This is a genomic window from Paenibacillus motobuensis, from assembly GCF_039521865.1.
GTDB classification, from domain to species: domain Bacteria; phylum Bacillota; class Bacilli; order Paenibacillales; family Paenibacillaceae; genus Fontibacillus; species Fontibacillus motobuensis.
Window position 1 is genome coordinate 81,253 of the sequence record NZ_BAAACX010000005.1, and the last position, 18,939, is coordinate 100,191.

General features: G+C 49.5%; 12 protein-coding genes. 8 read left to right on the plus strand and 4 right to left on the minus strand.

The genetic code is table 11. The annotated features are described in order from the left end of the window. Window positions 1-48: 48 nt before the first annotated feature. From ABD014_RS03590 to ABD014_RS03600, 3 genes are all read left to right on the plus strand, one after another. The gene (locus ABD014_RS03590; protein ID WP_343857565.1) at window positions 49-1,281 is read left to right on the plus strand and encodes a murein hydrolase activator EnvC family protein; all 1,233 of its coding nucleotides are present in this window, start codon (window positions 49-51) and stop codon (window positions 1,279-1,281) included. Between the two features lie 258 nt (window positions 1,282-1,539). Beyond that, window positions 1,540-3,006 (plus strand): S41 family peptidase, encoded by a 1,467-nt coding sequence (locus ABD014_RS03595; protein ID WP_343857568.1) that lies wholly within the window; start codon window positions 1,540-1,542, stop codon window positions 3,004-3,006. A gap of 86 nt (window positions 3,007-3,092) precedes the next feature. After that, window positions 3,093-4,418 (plus strand): PDZ domain-containing protein, encoded by a 1,326-nt coding sequence (locus tag ABD014_RS03600; protein WP_343857570.1) that lies wholly within the window; start codon window positions 3,093-3,095, stop codon window positions 4,416-4,418. 62 nt (window positions 4,419-4,480) lie between these two features. Here ABD014_RS03600 and ABD014_RS03605 read toward each other — a convergent pair whose 3' ends face one another. The 3 genes from ABD014_RS03605 to ABD014_RS03615 form a co-directional block, all read right to left on the minus strand. Continuing rightward, window positions 4,481-5,353 (minus strand): patatin-like phospholipase family protein, encoded by an 873-nt coding sequence (locus tag ABD014_RS03605; protein WP_343857572.1) that lies wholly within the window; start codon window positions 5,351-5,353, stop codon window positions 4,481-4,483. A gap of 143 nt (window positions 5,354-5,496) precedes the next feature. Next, a complete protein-coding gene (locus tag ABD014_RS03610) occupies window positions 5,497-6,318 on the minus strand; it encodes a flagellar motor protein MotB (RefSeq protein WP_343857574.1) in 822 nt (273 codons plus the stop codon). Beyond that, window positions 6,315-7,106: a flagellar motor protein gene (locus tag ABD014_RS03615; RefSeq protein WP_343857576.1), complete on the minus strand. Its 792-nt coding sequence runs from the start codon at window positions 7,104-7,106 to the stop codon at window positions 6,315-6,317. The genes ABD014_RS03610 and ABD014_RS03615 overlap by 4 nt, the downstream gene beginning before the upstream one ends. Window positions 7,107-7,297: 191 nt before the next feature. Between ABD014_RS03615 and uvrB the strand changes: the two genes are divergently transcribed. The 4 genes from uvrB to ABD014_RS03635 all read left to right on the plus strand — a co-directional run bounded on the left by uvrB (window position 7,298) and on the right by ABD014_RS03635 (window position 15,110). Then, the gene (uvrB, locus tag ABD014_RS03620; protein ID WP_343857578.1) at window positions 7,298-9,289 is read left to right on the plus strand and encodes an excinuclease ABC subunit UvrB; all 1,992 of its coding nucleotides are present in this window, start codon (window positions 7,298-7,300) and stop codon (window positions 9,287-9,289) included. A gap of 227 nt (window positions 9,290-9,516) precedes the next feature. Then, a complete protein-coding gene (uvrA, locus tag ABD014_RS03625; protein WP_343857580.1) occupies window positions 9,517-12,384 on the plus strand; it encodes an excinuclease ABC subunit UvrA in 2,868 nt (955 codons plus the stop codon). 426 nt (window positions 12,385-12,810) lie between these two features. Then, window positions 12,811-14,619: a LamG-like jellyroll fold domain-containing protein gene (locus ABD014_RS03630; RefSeq protein ID WP_343857583.1), complete on the plus strand. Its 1,809-nt coding sequence runs from the start codon at window positions 12,811-12,813 to the stop codon at window positions 14,617-14,619. A 281-nt stretch (window positions 14,620-14,900) separates the two neighbouring features. Then, complete coding sequence (locus ABD014_RS03635; protein WP_343857585.1) at window positions 14,901-15,110, plus strand: DUF2759 family protein; 210 nt, start codon at window positions 14,901-14,903, stop codon at window positions 15,108-15,110. Window positions 15,111-15,262: 152 nt separating this feature from the next. On the opposite strand, the gene ABD014_RS03640 is transcribed toward ABD014_RS03635, so the two are convergent. Beyond that, entirely contained in the window at window positions 15,263-16,888 is a 1,626-nt protein-coding gene (locus tag ABD014_RS03640) for a cellulase family glycosylhydrolase (protein ID WP_343857587.1), read from the minus strand. 482 nt (window positions 16,889-17,370) lie between these two features. On the opposite strand from ABD014_RS03640, the gene ABD014_RS03645 reads away from it, so the two are divergent. After that, window positions 17,371-18,939, plus strand: a 1,569-nt coding sequence (locus tag ABD014_RS03645) for a peptidase U32 family protein (RefSeq protein ID WP_343857589.1), incomplete at its 3' end; no start/stop codon positions are given.

The window sequence follows — 18,939 nt, forward strand, 5'->3', positions numbered from 1 at the left end:
GCTTGGGAAGAGGCTAATCTAATTTGTGAGAAGGACGGGGAAAATAAGTTGAAGAAATGGATATCCGTGATTGCCGTTATCACTATAGCCGCTACGATGTTGAACCCCACAGAGGGTTATGCCAAATCTAAGACGATCAGCCAGATCGATGCTGAACTGAAGAAGCTTCAACAGCAGGCGAAGCAGGCAAAAATTCAGCAGGAGAAAGCTGCTGACAAGAAGCAGGAAGCACAGCACTATGTGAACAAGAACCAGGCGTATTTGAAGCAGGTACTAGCGCAAATCGATACAGTTAGTAATGAATTGGTTAATATTGCAATGGATATTGAGGACACGAAGGCGAATCTGCGGGATACCGCGAACAAGCTGGACGAGACGAAGCAGCGGATTGAGGAACGCTCCGGCTTGCTGGATACGAGGGTTCGTATCATGTATACCGATGGTGCTGTCTCTTATTTGGATGTATTGCTGTCCTCCACCAGCTTCTCGGATTTTCTACAGCGGGCTGATTCCCTGCAGGCGATCATGAATCAGGACAAAGTCCTGTTGGACGAACATAAGCATGACAAAGAGCTTCTCCAGGATCAGCAGCAACAGCTTGAACAGGATTACGCCAAAGTGAAGACATTGTATGCTCAAGCGGAGGACCGCAGAAGCATTCTCGAAGAGAAAGAAAGAGAAAAGCAGCAATTGATTGCGAAATATAGCGATCAGATCGATCAACAGGAAGAAATTACCGAGGAGCAAAATAAATTGCTTGTTGAACTAGCAACCAAGCGCTCCGCTCTTGAAAATGAGAAGAAGAAGATCAAAGCGGCTCAAATCGTTAAAGCTAAGACGACAACTAAGAAGGTGTCCTATTCGGCATCAGGTGGATTCACAGGAAATGGCGGCTCAATGATGGTTCCAGTGAACGGGGCGCGTCTCTCCTCCGGGTACGGCACACGGGTACATCCGGTAACGGGGAAGGTTAAGTCACATACAGGGGTAGACCTCGCTGTTTCGGAAGGAACCGATATTCATGCAGCTGAGGGCGGTGTCGTCATCGTCGCAGAATGGTGGAGCGGCTACGGAAATACGGTTGTCATCGATCATGGCAACAATGTCTGGACGCTTTACGGTCATATCCGTACTGGCGGGACTAAGGTCCAGGTCGGAGATACGGTGAAAAAAGGTGAGAAGATAGCGGAGGTCGGTCAGACCGGTGTTGCCACTGGGCCACACGTTCATTTCGAGGTTCGTATTAACGGTAATCCGGTAGACCCGACACCTTATTTGTAATAAAATAGGTTATATCAAAGAGACGGATACCTTTGCGTATCCGTTTTTCCTTCTTGAGCGGCAAGCATGTGGTGTGTAAATAATCTGTACAAGCCGAGCATATAATAAAAGAGGTTTTCATCCAACCTTCTCGGTGCTGAAAACCGGACTTTTTGAACACTCACTAAAAGATAGACAGCGGTTTGGCGGACTGCTTCCCTGAAGGAAATGATGTAATACCTACTCTATTCAAGATACATAGGCGGTGAAGAAGAGAAGATGTTCAAAGGACGTACAGTGGCTCTAATGGTTGTGGTCGCCATGCTGCTCAGCAGTATTCTGACTCTTACCTTAACAGGTCAGTGGACCTTTGCGGGTTCGAATGCAGTAAGTAGCGGGATTTTTGCTGATGCTTTTGGAGGCAACAAGAGCGGAATCAAGAAGATCGAGACGGCTATGGATCTTGTTGAAAAAAATTACGTAGAGGGCGTTGATCGGAACAAACTGGTGGACGGAGCGATCGGTGGTATGCTGAACGCGCTTGGCGATCCGTTTACCTCTTATATGGCGCCGGAGACTGCGCAGCAGTTCTCCGAACAAATCGAAGGTTCTTTTACCGGAATTGGTGCTGAGGTATCGATGGAGGACGGCAAGGTTGTCGTCGTATCTCCCATTAAAGGCTCTCCCGCGGAGCAAGCGGGCATCAAGCCGAAGGATATTCTGCTCTCGGTCAACGGTGAATCCTTTGAAGGGCTTGGCTTGAATGAAGCCGTTGCTAAGATTCGCGGTCCAAAAGGGACCAAGGCTAAAGTAAAGGTCAAGCGTCCAGGAACTGCAAATGAACTGGAATTCTCGATTGTCCGTGATGATATTGCGTTGGAAACAGTCTATTCCAGCATGAAGCAAGGGAATATTGGCGTGATTGAGGTTACGGAATTCTCCATGAATACGGCGGATCGCTTTACGCAAGAACTGGCTTCATTGGAGAAACAGGGAATGAAGGCGCTAGTCATCGATGTGCGGAATAATCCGGGCGGCGTGCTTCAGGTCGTTGAGAAGATGGCAGAGCAATTTGTTCCGAAAGGAAAGGCCATTCTTCAAATCGAGGATAAGAATAAAAATCGTAGAAAGATGAATTCTGCCCAAGGCAAGAGTAAAAATTATCCGGTGATTATCATTACGAACAAGGGCAGTGCCAGTGCCTCGGAAATTCTGGCGGGTGCCCTCAAAGAATCAGCAGGGGCAAAATCGCTTGGAGAAACGACGTATGGCAAAGGAACTGTTCAGTCTAGCTTCTCCAAAGAGATGGGCGACGGCAGTCTGGTGAAGATTACGGTTGCTAAATGGCTGACGCCAAATGGCGAGTGGATCCACAAGAAAGGGATCGAGCCAGACATCCCGGTATCACAGCCGGATTACTTCTCGGTCGCTCCGATTAATAAGGAGAAAACATATAAATTCGACATGCTGGGCGAAGACATTAAGAGCGCTCAGACGATGTTAAGCGGGATAGGTTACGATCCGGGCCGCAAGGACGGATATTTTGACAAGAAGACGGAGGCAGCACTGGAGAAATTCCAAGCAGCCAAAGGCTTGAAGGCGAATGGTGTGCTTGACGCCAAGACAGCAGAGGCGCTTGAGAGCAGTCTGATTGATCAAATCCGTGATCCGAAGAATGATAATCAAATGAATCAAGCGATTCAGGAGGCCCAGAAGGAAATCACTTCAGTGGCGTCGAATGAGTAAGAAGGCTGAGTTTCAGCCTTCTTTTTTTCTGTTATAGTTAAAAGTGGAACAAGCTTTTGAGATGATGGTTAGGGGTTGATGATCGATTGGATCTTGTGCTTGAAGGATTGTGGAATTTGGCCGGGGCCGTAGGACAATTGTTTCTGCAGCCATTTTATTATATCTCGATTATTATGGTGCTCTTGCTCTATCGCAGGCAAGTTATATTGGAGCGCAGATTGTTCCATGTACGGATGAACAATTGGCTCACTCAGACTTGGCGTACAGTGCTTGGAGGCTTGCTGGCGGGGATTGTCGTATCGCTTGTTGCAGCGTTTATCGGCATGACGTTAACGATAGAGGGGATTTTATGTATATGGGCGGTAACGATTGTATTACTGCTCGTTCGTGTTAGATATTTATGTCTGGCATACTCCGTCGGTCTGCTAGGAGTTATCCAGTTTATCCTGGATCGATTCCCTTCATTTGTAGGCAGCGGCTTTGGAGCCGAAGTGATTCATACGGTTAGGGAGCTGAATATACCGGCACTGCTATGCCTTGTCGGATTGCTGCACTTAGCGGAAGGGCTGCTTGTCCGCTGGCAGGGTGCTTCCTTTGCAGGGCCATTGTTCTTCGAAGGCAAGCGCGGCAAGCTGGTCGGGGGTTATCAGATGCAGAGCTTATGGCCAGTTCCACTGCTCTTGCTCATTCCTGCTCATACAACGGGAGGGGTATTGCCCTGGACGCCACTGTTTGGTGGAGATGCCTGGCAGGACGGGTTCGGTCTCGTTGCCCTGCCGATCATTATCGGATTTTCGGAGATGACGAGCGGGATGCTGCCTCAGGTCAAGGCTCGATTAACTTCGAATCGACTACTGTTCTATGGCTTGGCTGTGCTTGCGCTGGCACTACTGTCCCATTGGTGGAGCTGGATCGTTCTACCAGCAGCGCTGGTGTCCTTCTTATTGCATGAAGGACTTGTGTGGTACAGCCGCTTCGAGGAGCAGGAATCGAGCCCACTGTTCGTTAATCCGACAGGAGGCTTGAAGGTGCTCGCAGTACTGCCGGACAGTCCGGCGCAGGAGATGGGCATCCTGGTCGGGGAGACCATCCGCAAGGTCAATGGCGTGCCGGTTCCAACGAAGGAAGAGATGCATGCGGCGCTGCGGATGAATCCGGCCTTCTGCAAGCTGGAGGTTCTTAATCTCAAAGGTGAGATCAAGTTTCTCCAGCGCGCGATTTACGCCGGCGAGCATCATCAGCTCGGCGTGATCCTGGCGCCTGACGACAAGGCGCCGATTGCTGTTAGGCTGCAGCCGCTGTCGCTGCTGCAGCTGCTGAGGCCGCGGCGCAGCGAAGCTGACGCGCGCGGCAAGCGCCGCCCGGCTGGTCGGGGCGGGGACAAGGCGTCTCAGCCGCCATCGGCCGGCTAAAGACAAAATAAGGGCTGCGGCACCGCGTTAGCGGCCGCAGCCTTTTGTGTTGAAGTGCAGCATCAGGAGGATTGCTTGTCCCAATCCTGCGCGAGCTGGACGCCTATGTCATAACCGAGTTGATAGTCTTGCTCCAGTATAGGCAGCTCCTTGGTCATACGCTCTGTCTTGAAGGAATCCGGTGGATTCACTTCGATAACCTGTACATCGCTCGGAGGATTGCGCATGAAGTCGATCGCTTCCTGGTAAGTATGTGCACGGTTGTTGAGTGCTTGCAGCAGGTCCGGATATTTACGCAGATGCCATCGGGTTAACATATTGTTTTTACTGCTACTCATCATATAAGCATGGGGTCTGGAACGCAGCACCATAATTTTGGTGGCGCCACGGCGATAAGCCTCGATGACAGGGATCGAATCGGTAACCCCACCATCGACATATTTTACCCCATCCACCTCAACGAAGCCGCGGTATATGACGGGGATAGCGCTCGAAGCTTTCATTAACTGATCAAAATTATGCTGGGTCGGCTGCAAATACACCGAGTTGCCCGTATTCACTTCGGTGGCTCCGATAATGAACTCAGCGGAGCCTGAGAACAGAGTATCCACATCTACAGGCATATCCCGCAGGGTTATGTCCCATAGCCAGTCGATATCCATCAGATGGCCACCGCGTACAAATTTCTTCATACTGATGAACTCCGGACGGAGTGAATAGTCTGTGAATACTTTATAATTGCGCTGATACATTCTGCCTAAATAGGCAGCGACATTCGAAGAACCCGCGGAAACGCCGATACATAGGTTAAATGGGTAGAAATCCTGTTTGATGAATGCATCGAGAATTCCTGTAGAGAATATACCCCTCATTCCGCCGCCTTCGACAACTAATGCCGTCTTTTCCTTTTTTTCCGTACTTAGGTTTTCTGTCATGTTCTCACCACCATATTCAATGTAGATTATATCCAGACTTATATCATACCTATAAAAATGATGCAGTGCATAATTTTCCCTATTTTATTATTCAACAATTGATCTACAAGACAAAAAGCTTGGCTTATCACCAAGCTTTCTTCTTATTGCTGTAGCTGTCTCAATACTGTAATTTCAACGCGGCGGTTCTTTTGTCTGCCCTCGGCTGTAGTGTTGTCACCGGCAGGACGGGTGTCAGCGTAGCCGGCGTATTGAAAATGCTGTGGATCAAGCTTCTCCTTATCCAGGAAGAAACGCAGCACCGACAAGGCTCTTTCGCCGGAGAGTTCCCAGTTGTCCTTGAACTTGGAGGCACGGACAATAGGCTGATTATCAGTATGCCCCTCGATGCTAATCACGGTGTCTAGTTGTTTGAACAGGCTGGCCAGCTTGGCCATGGTTTTGGCAGAGCCTTGCTTCAATTCCGCTTTGCCAGTATCGAACAGGAAGCGGTCGCTCAGGGTGATCGAGATTCCTTTTGGCAGATCGGCGACGTGGATTTGATCCTGCAGATGATTGTCCTTTACATAAACTTCAATCCGTTTCATCAGATCCTGCAGTTCTTCCTCCTGTTTACGGAAGGCGAGTTCGCGCTCGCTTAATGGTTCCTCACTGTTCTGTTTGCTCTGGTCTGCCTTGGCAGAACCGGGGCCTGGCTCCTTATGTATATCGGGGCTTTGCGAACCATCTAGAATCCCATTGCCACCGGAAATGATGGAGTTCCCGCTGCTGAACGTGTGCTGCAAGGATTGAGTAACGAGTTCATATTTCTCAACATCGAGACGGCTCATTCCATACATGATGACGAAGAAAATAAGCAGCAAGGTAATCAAGTCAGCGTATGTAATCATCCAGCGATCCTTGGAGTCGCTACTCTGACTACTTTTCTTCCATCTGCGGCTCCGTTCATGCTGACTCTGTCTCATAGTTCAATCTCCTTGAACTCGGGCATTTCTTGCTTGGGTGCGATAGAATCTGTGCTGAACGATTCCAGCTTGCGTCGAACCAGCACAGGGTGATCTCCGTTCTGAATGGACAGGATTCCTTCGAGCATCATTTCCATTCGCTGTATTTCATCCTCACCCCGCGATTTGATCTTTGAAGCGATCGGCAGGAAGATCAGGTTGGCGCTCGCCACACCATATAATGTAGCTGTAAAAGCCAGAGCGATGGACGGCCCCAATGCCGTTGGTTCAGTCAAGCTGCCAAGAACATGAATGAGACCCATGACCGTACCGATAATCCCCATCGTAGGGGCAAATCCGCCAGCAGATTCGAATATTTTGGCATAGCCTTCATATTTATGATGCGTAGCCTGCAGCTCAAGCTCCATAATCTGCTCTACCATTGCCCGGTCGGTGCCATCAACGACGAGCTGGACTCCCTCGCGGAGGAAGGGATCGGGATATTCGGCTGCTTTCTTCTCCAGAGCTAGTACACCTTCGCGTCTCGCCGTATGCGACATGCTGGTGATGTCATCAATTAATCCAGCTAGATCAGTACCTCTAGCAGCAAAGGCGATAGCCAGAGCGCGTGGAACCGTCTTCAGCCTGGATAAGGGAAAACTGACCAACACCGCAGCAAGCGTTCCTCCGAATACGATGCAAGCAGCTGTAAGCTGCATGAGACCTCCTAATTCTCCCCCTTCCCAAATGAACCCGCCGATCAGCGCGGCAAGTCCGACAATGATACCGATAACTGTTGAAATATCCATCTCCTGCTATCCACTCCTCTTCTTACTTATCGTTTGCATCTGATTCACAAAAAAGTTATAATGTATGGGAACATCCATTCCTATTTTACATTTTTAGGGATGAATTGTGTTATGGAAGGTTGAAATATGTCACAAGCTGTCTAATGATAACCTCTAGTATTTCATTTTAACGATAAAGGTGATGTTGGACAATGAGCGATATTGTCTTCAATGATAATAAATTTGAAGTTGTCTCCGAGTATAAGCTGCAGGGGGACCAGCCGACGGCCGTTGAGGAATTGGTTGAAGGCGTAAAGATAGGCAAAAAGTATCAGACGTTGTTAGGTGCAACAGGTACCGGCAAAACCTTTACTATAGCGAACACGATTGCGAGGCTGAACAGGCCGACACTGGTGATCGCTCACAACAAGACGCTGGCGGCACAGCTCGCGAGCGAATTCAAAGAATTTTTCCCTCACAACTCTGTAGATTACTTCGTCAGTTATTACGACTATTACCAGCCGGAGGCGTACATTCCTTCCTCAGATACCTATATTGAAAAAGACTCCAGCATTAATGAAGAAATTGATAAATTAAGGCACTCGGCGACAAGCTCATTGTTCGAGCGGCGTGATGTCATTATTGTAGCGAGCGTATCGTGTATATATGGCCTCGGTTCGCCGATGGAGTACCGCGATCTCGTTCTGTCGCTCCGGATTGGGATGGAGAAGCCGCGTAATCAGATTCTGAGCAGGCTTGTAGATATCCAATACCAGCGGAATGATATCAACTTCGTGCGCGGGACGTTCCGTGTACGCGGGGATGTGCTGGAGATTTTTCCGGCTTCCAAAGGGGAGCAAGCGATTAGAGTAGAGTTCTTCGGCGATGAGATCGACCGGATCACGGAAATTGACGTACTGACCGGTGAACTGATCGGGGAGAGGGACCATGTTGCTATTTTCCCGGCGTCTCACTTCGTAACCCAAGAGGAGACGATGAAGGCGGCGCTTGTCAATATCGAACGTGAGCTGGAGGAGCGGCTAGAGCTGCTTCGCTCACAGGGCAAGCTGCTGGAGGCTCAGCGGCTTGAACAGCGTACCCGGTATGACATCGAGATGATGAAGGAGGTCGGCTTCTGCTCAGGGATTGAGAACTATTCGGGGCCGCTGACCTTCCGCGAAAGGGGAGCAACGCCATATACTTTGATGGATTACTTCCCTGACGATATGCTGATTGTTGTCGATGAGTCGCACGTTACGCTACCGCAAATCCGGGCGATGTATAACGGGGACCAGGCGCGTAAGAATGTGCTGGTTGACCACGGCTTCCGGCTTCCTTCTGCATTGGATAACCGTCCCCTCCGATTCGAGGAATTTGAGGAAAAGGCCGGGCAAATGATCTTTGTATCAGCGACTCCAGGTCCATATGAGCTGGAGCATTGCGATACAATGACGCAGCAGATTATCCGGCCGACGGGTCTGCTTGATCCGGTAATCGAGGTGCGTCCGACCAAGGGCCAAATCGATGATCTGATCGGGGAGATCAATGATCGGATTGATAAGGATGAACGGGTTCTGGTTACGACGTTAACCAAGAAGATGGCCGAGGACCTTACTGACTATCTGAAGGAAGTCGGGATCAAGGTACGCTATCTTCATTCAGATATTAAGACATTGGAGCGGATGAGCATTCTTCGCGATCTGCGACTTGGTACCTTCCATGTGCTAATTGGGATTAACCTGCTTCGGGAGGGACTGGATCTTCCTGAGGTATCGCTGGTGGCTATTCTCGATGCGGATAAGGAGGGCTTCCTGCGCTCCGAGCGCTCGTTGATCCAGACGATTGGCCGGGCGGCGCGGAACTCAGATGGGCGTGTGTTGATGTATGGAGATCATATTACGGAATCCATGGATCGAGCTATTAAGGAGACAGAGCGTCGTCGCAGTATCCAGATCGCTTATAATGAGAAGCATGGTATCACGCCGCAGACGATCCGAAAGAAGGTCAGAGATGTGATCGAAGCTACGAAAGTGGCGGAGAGCAAATCGGATTACTTGGCGGATGCCAAAGGTAAGATGTCCAAACGCGATCGCGAGTCGATGATCAAGCGGCTTGAGGCCGAAATGAAGGAAGCAGCGAAGAACTTGCAGTTTGAACGAGCTGCTGAGCTGCGCGATGCGATTTTGGAGCTTAAGGCGGAGTAGCAAGCTGTTATATAGTAATGTTCAAAAAGGCCGATTTTCAGCACCGAGAAGGTTGGATGAAGCTAAGGACTGAGAAGCGCAGCGTACGTAGTTGGTACGTGAGCATCGGAAGGCCCGGGTGAATTCAAGATTCGATGTCGAATATACTTCTTGAAATGACTTCGTGATCAAAAGCGGAATTTTTGAACTTCCTCTATTATATAGATGGTTCAAGGAGATGAAACCTATTGGCAAGTGAGAATATCGTAATCAAGGGCGCACGCGCGCACAATTTGAAAAATATCGACATTACGATCCCACGCGATCGCTTTGTCGTACTGACCGGGCTTAGCGGCTCTGGCAAATCTTCACTGGCATTCGATACGATTTATGCCGAGGGTCAGCGCAGATATGTCGAATCGCTATCGGCCTACGCTCGGCAATTTCTCGGGCAAATGGAGAAGCCGGATGTAGATTCCATCGAGGGGCTGTCACCGGCGATTTCCATCGATCAGAAGACAACGAGCCGCAACCCACGTTCTACTGTGGGGACCGTAACGGAGATTTATGATTATTTGCGTCTGTTGTATGCTCGTGTCGGGCATCCGCATTGTCCGGAACATGGCATCGAAATTACGTCGCAGACGGTTGAACAAATGGTTGACCGGATTATGCAGTATCCGGAGCGGACGAAACTGCAAATTCTTGCTCCGGTCGTGTCAGGCAAGAAGGGTGAGCATAAGAGTCTGTTCAGCGAAATCTCCAAGCAGGGCTTCGTTCGTGTACGCGTTGACGGAGAGCAGCGTGATCTATCTGAGACGATAGAACTGGAGAAGAACAAGAAGCACTCTATCGAGGTCATTGTCGACCGGGTCGTCGTTAAAGAAGATGTTCGGAGCCGACTGGCCGACTCGATCGAGACGGCGCTCAAAATGTCAGGTGGTCAAATCCTCGTTGATATTATTGGTCAGGAGGAGCTGCGCTTCAGCTCTAACTTCGCCTGCCCGATCTGCGGCTTCAGCATGGAAGAGCTGTCGCCACGGATGTTCTCTTTCAATAGCCCGTTTGGTGCTTGTCCAGAGTGTGACGGCCTCGGGGTGAAGATGATTATCGACCCGGATTTGCTAGTGCCTGATCGTTCCAAGAGCATTGAAGACGGTGCCTTTGAAGCTTGGGCGGGCGGAACTTCGAACTATTACCCGCAGTTTCTGCGTTCGGTATGTGAGCATTTCAAAATTCCACAGGATGTGCCCGTAACGGAGCTGACGAAGGATCAGATGGACAAGCTGCTCTATGGTACTGGCGACATTAAAGTCCGCTTCCGTTATGAGAATGATTTCGGCATGAGCAAGGATGCGATGGTTACCTTCGAAGGGATCATTCCGAATCTCGAGCGTCGTTATCGTGATACAGCCTCGGAGGGGATTCGTGAATTTATTGAAGCCTTCATGGGCTCGAAGCCATGTGGAACCTGTAAGGGACATCGCTTGAAGAAGGAAAGTCTGGCCGTAACGATTAATGATCAGAATATGGCCTATGTAACCTCGCTATCGATTGGGGAAGCACGAAAGTTCTTTGATGGCTTGCAATTAAGCGAGAAAGAGAAGACCATTGCCCACCTAATTCTGAAAGAGATTAACAGCCGTCTTGGCTTCCTGGTGAATGTGGGGCTGGATTATCTGACGATGAGCCGCGCCGCAGGTACGCTATCTGGTGGAGAAGCACAGCGGATCAGGCTGGCCACACAGATTGGTTCCAGTCTGATGGGCGTGCTCTATATCCTTGATGAACCGAGTATCGGTCTGCATCAGCGGGATAATGACCGGCTGATCTCGACGCTGGCCCATATGCGTGATATCGGAAACACGCTGATTGTTGTCGAGCATGATGAAGACACGATGCTGGCGGCTGACTATATTATCGATATTGGACCCGGAGCCGGTATTCATGGCGGACAGGTCATCTCTCAAGGAACGCCTACGGAAGTGATGGCGGATCCAAAATCGCTGACCGGACAATATTTGAGCGGCAAGAAGTTCATTGCGGTTCCGGCTGAACGCCGCAAGCCGAATGGACGCTGGCTCGAAGTAAAGGGTGCGAAGGAGAACAATCTGAAGAATATCAATGTCAAGTTCCCGATTGGCGTCTTTACTGCGGTTACTGGAGTATCTGGATCAGGTAAATCAACCTTGGTGAATGAGATCCTGTACAAGACATTAGCCCGCGATTTGAATAAGGCGAGGGTTAGACCAGGGGAATATCGCGAGATGAAAGGCTTGGAGCATATCGACAAAGTCGTCGATATCGATCAGTCGCCGATCGGACGTACACCGCGTTCCAACCCGGCAACCTACACAGGAGTATTTGACGATATTCGCGACCTGTATGCACAGACGAATGAAGCGAAGATCCGCGGCTATAAGAAGGGGCGGTTCAGCTTCAATATTAAGGGCGGACGCTGTGAGGCTTGCCGCGGAGACGGGATTATCAAGATTGAAATGCACTTCCTGCCAGATGTCTACGTGCCTTGTGAAATCTGCAAAGGCAAGCGATACAATCGGGAGACACTAGAAGTTAAATATAAGAACAAGAGTATTGCCGAAGTGTTAGAGATGACGGTAGAGGATGCAACGGAATTCTTCCAGAACATTCCGAAGATTCACCGCAAGCTGCAAACCTTGATGGATGTAGGGCTTGGCTATATTAATCTGGGCCAACCAGCGACAACTCTATCCGGTGGTGAGGCGCAGCGCGTGAAGTTGGCTTCCGAGCTATACCGCCGCAGTACAGGCAGAACGATCTATATCCTCGATGAGCCGACGACGGGTCTGCATGTTGATGATATCGATCGATTGCTTAAGGTGCTGCATCGACTGGTCGACTCGGGAGAGACGGTTCTCGTCATTGAGCATAATCTTGATGTCATCAAGACTGCCGATTATTTAATCGACCTCGGTCCTGAGGGCGGCAGCGGCGGTGGAACGATCATTGCTACTGGCACACCGGAGGACATCGTTAAGACAGAAGAGTCTTATACAGGTCGTTATCTGGGACCCGTTCTTAAGCGTGATACCGAACGAACCAAGGAATTGATCGCAGCAGCTGCACTAGAATAGATTCCAGCTTTACAGAAGCCTGCCGAGGGGAGAGAATAGCCTTCGACAGGCTTTTTACTGCCCCTTCCTGTTCTCGCTCTGCTCTGAGTTGTTTAAGCACGTCCATTACAGCGCACACCATTTATTTGGATTTTGGATTGTAGAAATGGTTTGTATTCGCCCTTTTGGTGTGGTCTATTGAGGATACGCAAACCCACATGGGGTTGTTATATAAGAGTTGGCAGGTAAAACACGAGCCTGAGCCAAGCTCGGACTATGTTCAATATATCAAATCCAGTGGGCTTCTCTGGATCGTTCTAGGATCCCTTTTTCTAGTGTTAGGCATTCTCCATACTTTACACAAATCCGTTTCTCTCCTAACATCCCGGTAATATACATTCCGTACAATGTCCATATCACATTACATCGATGAAGGGATATGACAGAATGAAAAAGAAATTCAAGAAATTGCTCTCGCTGCTGTTGCCAGCGACGATGATTGCGGGACTGCTGTCAGGCTTCCAAGCGTCCGCAAGTCCGGCCACTTCGTCAAATCGCGAAGATAGCTTCAAAATGGCCATACTGCCGGATACGCAAAAGTATGCGCGCTACAAAAACGAGCTTTGGCTGTCGCAAACGAATTGGATCGCAAAGAACGCGGAAAAAGAAAATATTGTGTTCACCGCACATTTAGGCGATTTGGTCGATCGTGTCGATGAAGAATACGAATGGCGCAACGCCGACGAGGCGATGAAAGTACTCGATAAAGCCAAGCTTCCATACGGTTTTTTGGCAGGAAACCATGATGTGCTCAACTCGCAGCAATACGACAACGAACGGGATTTGGCCAAGGAACCGTTTTTGAACTATTTTTCGACAGATCGGATGAAGAACATCCCGGGTTTTACCGGCCATTCGGAGAACGGATTTAATTCCTACTATGTCTTTGAAGGGTCCGGGAAAAAGTACATGGCACTCTTCCTGGATTGGAGAGCATCCGAAGAGACGTTGAAGTGGGCGCAAAAAGCAATCGACAAACATCCTACGTACCCGGTCATGGTGTTCACTCACCAACTGCTGAACATTTCCAATGACAAAAAATCAGCCGTTATGACAGATCACGGGCAATTTCTATGGGACAAACTGATCGCGAAGAACGATCAAATCTTCCTCACCGTAAACGGTCATCATCATGGCTATGCTCATACGGTCAAGAAAAACAACAAAGGTCACGACGTCGTTATGATGGTCGTTGATTATCAGAGCGCCTTTCACGGCGGCAACGGATTGTTACGAACACTTGAATTCGATATGGAGAAAAACCGCATTCATACATCCTCCTTCTCCCCATGGGTCATGGGAATGCCGGAGAAACAAAGAACCGCGTTTGATGAGGAGAAATTAGTAGACGATTTTAACGATTTTACAGTCGCGATGGATTTTGAAGAACGGTTCTCCGGATTTCAGCCCATCATTTCCGTCAAAAAAGAAGTGCCAAAAGTAGAAGGTACGGTCGCTTACTGGCAAATGGAGAACCGTTCGGCCGCTGAAGGGCAAGCTGTGGCAGGCAAGGGGGCAGCGGTCAAAGATCTTTCCGGCAAAGGCAACGACTTGTACCGTATCGACGAAGGCGACGCCAAGCCAGGCGATCTGATCTGGTACAAAGGAAATGCGCAAAATCCGCAAAGCAATTCGGGCATTCGCTTCTTCAATAACAAGTCACAAAAGAAAGGCTCGTATTTGAAAACATCCGATCAAGCACCTATCAATGCAATGACATTCCCGAACGGATATACGATTGAAGCGGTCGTGAAGCTTGGGCCTGACTTTGACGCCGACAAGCATTCCTGGATGGGCATTCTGGGCCGGTACGGCACCGGACAAGACGTCGGGAAGAAAGGAGGCGACGCCGACGCTCCGCTAGCCACGTTAGCTGTGTCAAGCTTACGGGAAATTCAATGGGCGTCCTTCCCGCTCAATTACGGAAGCGAGCAAACGAGTTGGTCGTGGGAAATAGACGACAGATGGCACCATATCGCGCTGGTAAACAACGGGCAATCGACGAAGATGTATATCGACGGCGTGGAAGTATTGCGCAATCCCGACACGAAGCCGCAGGGCATCGCCACGATTGGCAAACCGTGGATCATCGGCGCGAGCCAATATGCCAATAAGCTGGACGGCGTATTTAACGGATGGATCAGTGAAATTCGTATCGTCGATCATGCACTGAACAAGAAAGATTTCTTACAATAGTTAGACATGCGCAAGCGCCGGGACGATTCCCGGCGCTTGAAGCGCTCCTGCTCGCTTTTATATAAAGAATAGTTAATAACATAAATAACTAAGTGAATAAAAGGCAGAAAATAATGATTGTCAAGTAACTTTGATATATAGTGAGGTCGAATTCCTCGATTTTCAAGCTATTTTAGCAGGAAAATTTAACATTTTTTTGTCTTTCCTCTTGCATCCAGTCGAGGAGGAAGATAACATATAAGGAGATGGAAAAAAGCGAATTGATCAGAGGAGGGTACGCTATGTTACTCGCAGCTGCGGGGGAGACGACAACGACCTTTAACGGTTTTGATATTTTTATGATATTGTTCACGCTGATTATTCTGATCGGTGTAATCCGGTTGCTCCGGGAACGTCCGAAGAAGAACTTATTCGCCATAGGCTTTGGGATTGTCAGCTTGCTCGTCTTTTTAGCCTCCGATGCAATTATGATCAAGGCTTGGTTCAGTTAAGGTACATACGGCAATGTGGCATGACAGATGTGAAATGAGAAGAAGCAGGGGAACCGGAAGGGGGCCCTTGCTTCTTTATTTTGTCCATGAGTTTCTAAATGCATCTGGATGGAGGAGGGTTGCCCAAAAGTAATGATCCAGATGAAAAAAGGTTATTTCATGCTGAATTCGATCCAGTCGATCTGAATTGTTCCATGAGAGGCATACAGCTTAAGCGTGAGATCGCCTTCTGTAACGTGAATCGATTGTTCCAAAGAATGGACTTTCCAGCCTGATGGGGCAAATGACAGGGAGATGCCAGTCTCCTGATTAATCTGCAAGTCCAAAGAAGCGGCTCCTTCCGGGATTGCGCTCCGAATGAAGAGGGCATATTCGCCAGGGCGATCGCAGTGCAGCGGGTAGCTCACTGAAGCTCCAGCGATCAACTCGATGCACAGTCGCTCTTCATCCTTCCATTCCTCCTCCGGCTTCAAATGAAAATTCGGCGAACCTTCTCTTTTTTGAATGAAGGAAATAGGGATCTTGTCGTTAGGGCGGAATGGATTATCATTCGGCCGCTTAAGCTGTGGAGCTGTATAGCTAGTGCCTTCGCCTTGGTTGCCGTAATATTCGGCAGGAATTCGCAGGGGCAGCTTGCGCTGTACCGCACCAAGAACCTGAGGCTGATATCGGCAGTGATCGAAACGGATGTTGTCTAGATATTCACGGAGGATTACCCTAGCCTTATCTCGGTCCGGTTTTTCGCCTCCACGCAAGTAGTCGAGGATCAGTTCCCAGTCTTGCGGTTTATTGATCGAGCAAGGCGAGTTAAAGGTATCGAGCTTCTTCCATGTCCAGAAGTTCCATGAAATCTGGTGATCCTCATACAATCCGAACGCGCCAGTATACCAGCTTAACGTATTTTCACCGCCTTCACCCATATAGATTGGCACGTTGAACTCACGGCGTTTATCCAGATAAGGCGCAATACTCTCTGTGTCGATGCTGCTCCAATATTTATGGAATTGCAACAGAATATTGCGATCGAACATTTCCGTAAATACAGACCAATCTGTGGCCCAATGTGCCCCTTCCAGAATAATGAGATGCTTCTGATCGACTTCGCGGATCGCTGCGGTAATCTCTTGATAGAGCGGCATGAGCATATCGTTATATTGATTAAAAAAGTTCGGCAAAGGCTCATTCAGCAGATCGTAACCCCCTACGATCCACTCATCCTTGTAACAGTCGGCCAATTCTCTCCATAGTTGAACGGTCTGTCTGCGGTAGGACTCCTGAATGAACAGTTCCGGCTGGTCGTTCTCACAGTCATCGATATTCGTGCCTGTCTGTCCTCCAGGGGCTCCGTGCAGATCTAAAATGACGTAAAGCTTATACTGCTTGCACCATTCTATAAATTGGTCGATGAGCCTGATCGAGCTCTCTTTGAAGCGAACCGGTTCGCCCTCTTCAAGCAGGAAGCGAGCATTGATCGGCAGCCGGACAGAATTAAGCCCTTCCTCAGCCATACGGGCTACATCTTGCTCCGTAATATAACACTCTCGGAATTCCGTCCAGAAGCTGGCAGCCTCCTCTTCACCGATCAGATCACGGATCAATTTCTCGATCCGTCTTGGCCGATCCGCATTGTCCGGCGGGAACTTCCACATATATCCCTCTGGCAGCAGCCAATTGCCGAGTCCTACGCCACGAAGCAGAATTTCCTCGCCTTGTCCATTGGCCAGACGCTGACCATCGGCTCGTAGATATCCAATTACTTCTCCGTCATTAGCATACATCGGGTGACACCTCCACATGATTTCAACTGGGGTTAACATGGATAAACTGATAGGAAAGAAACTTCTAGTTCTGTAACAATGTAAAACGATTTCATATGCTGCTACCCTAAATATAACGAGAATCGTGTTGAGGGGATAGGCGCCGAATTTCATATCGGGTATGGATTTTTCAGGTGCGGTAAGATCATTCATTAAAGTGTACTTTCCGCTGCTAATGCAGCGTAAAAGTGAAAGTTGTATGTAACTGTACTTTTTTTCAGTAGGAGCTATTACGAATCTTTCTTTTCTCTGTAGATGGAATGGATTGTTGGTAGTGTATTATGTTGAAGTCTGTTAAAATAATTAGGTTGTAGAGGTAGTTCAAAAAGTACACTGAAAAAACTGCCCTTTTTGAACATCCACTTCTAGATATCTCAAATTTAAAGAATAGATGGATTAATCATATGGCGATGAGTCAATAGGATTCATGCGGGAGGATATAAATGAGCAAGATAGCGATCACAAGACAGGATGTAGAACTGCTGGCACCAGCCGGCGACTGGGATTGCATGCGGTCGGCCGTTGCGAACGGCGCGGATGCGATTTTCTTCGGAGTGGAGAAATTTAATGCTCGTGCGCGGGCGGACAATTTCCGGATGGATGAATTACCGGAGATTATGGCGTTTCTGCATAGCTATGGGGTGAAGGGGTTCTTAACCTTCAATATTCTAGTATTCGAGAATGAGCTAGCAGATGCCCATGAATTGATTGAAGCCTGTATCAACGCTGGGGTTGATGCGGTGATTGTACAGGATTTGGGCTTGGTGAAGATGATCCGCGAGCTGTCGCCGGATTTTCCGATTCATGGGTCTACTCAAATGACGATCACTTCACCGGAAGCGGTAGAGTTCACAAAGCCTTGGGGCCTGGAGCGGGTCGTGCTAGGCCGCGAGAACAATCTGCAGCAGATTCAGAAGATCGGCGAGCAGGCGAAGCTGCCGATGGAGGTGTTCGTTCACGGGGCACTATGTGTGTCCTATTCCGGTCAATGTCTGACCTCGGAAATGTGGGGCGGCCGCTCGGCCAACCGCGGCGAATGCGCGCAAGCCTGCCGTTTGCCGTATGACCTGATTGTGGACGGGGTTCAGAAGCCGATGGGAGATGTGGCTTACTTGCTCTCTCCTAAAGACTTGGCAGCGATTGATTTGATGCCTGAACTGATTGAAGCAGGAGTTACTTCCTTTAAAATTGAAGGGCGACTAAAGAGCCCAGAATATGTAGCGAATGTAGTCAGCAAGTACCGGAAAGCGATTGACCGGTATTTTGACGGGGATAATAGCACTCCATCCAAGGAGGAAATGCGCGAGCTGCAGCAGAGCTTCTCCCGCGGCTTTACCCATGGCTTCCTGGAAGGGACGAACAATAAGAAGCTGGTGGACGGAACTTTTCCGAAGAGCCGTGGTGTGTATCTAGGACGGGTTGAGCGGATTCTACGTGACGGTGTCGTCTGTCGTCTGGAGGCACCTCTGAAGCGCGGCGACGGAATCGTCTTCGACGCCGGTGATCCGACCAAGAAGGAAGAGGGCGGACGTGTCTACGATTTGCGCCGTAAGGGTGTGAAGATCGAAGGGGAAGCCGGTGAGAGCTGGATCGTTGATATTGTGCCGGGGCGGAATGATATCGATCTGCGCCGTGTTCATGTCGGGGACCGGATCTGGAAGACAAATGATCCGGCGCTGGACAAGCGGCTGCGGCAGACGTTCGAGACGGACAAGCCTTACCGGGTATTCCCGGTTCATGTCCGCGTCATCGGTGTAGCTGGCGAGCCGCTCAAGACCTTCTGGACGGATGTGCAGAAGGGCACGACGGTGCAGGTCGACTCGGAGCTACTGCTCGAGGTCGCACAGAAACGGCCGATGGACCAGGCGCTCCTGGAGGAGCAACTGGGCCGTCTCGGCGGCACGCTGTTCCAGCTCGAGCAGCTGGAGACGGAGCTGGGCGGCGACGTCATCCTGCCGATTCGCGAGCTGAACAGCGTTCGCCGGCGCGCAGTGGAGCTGCTAGCCGGCGAA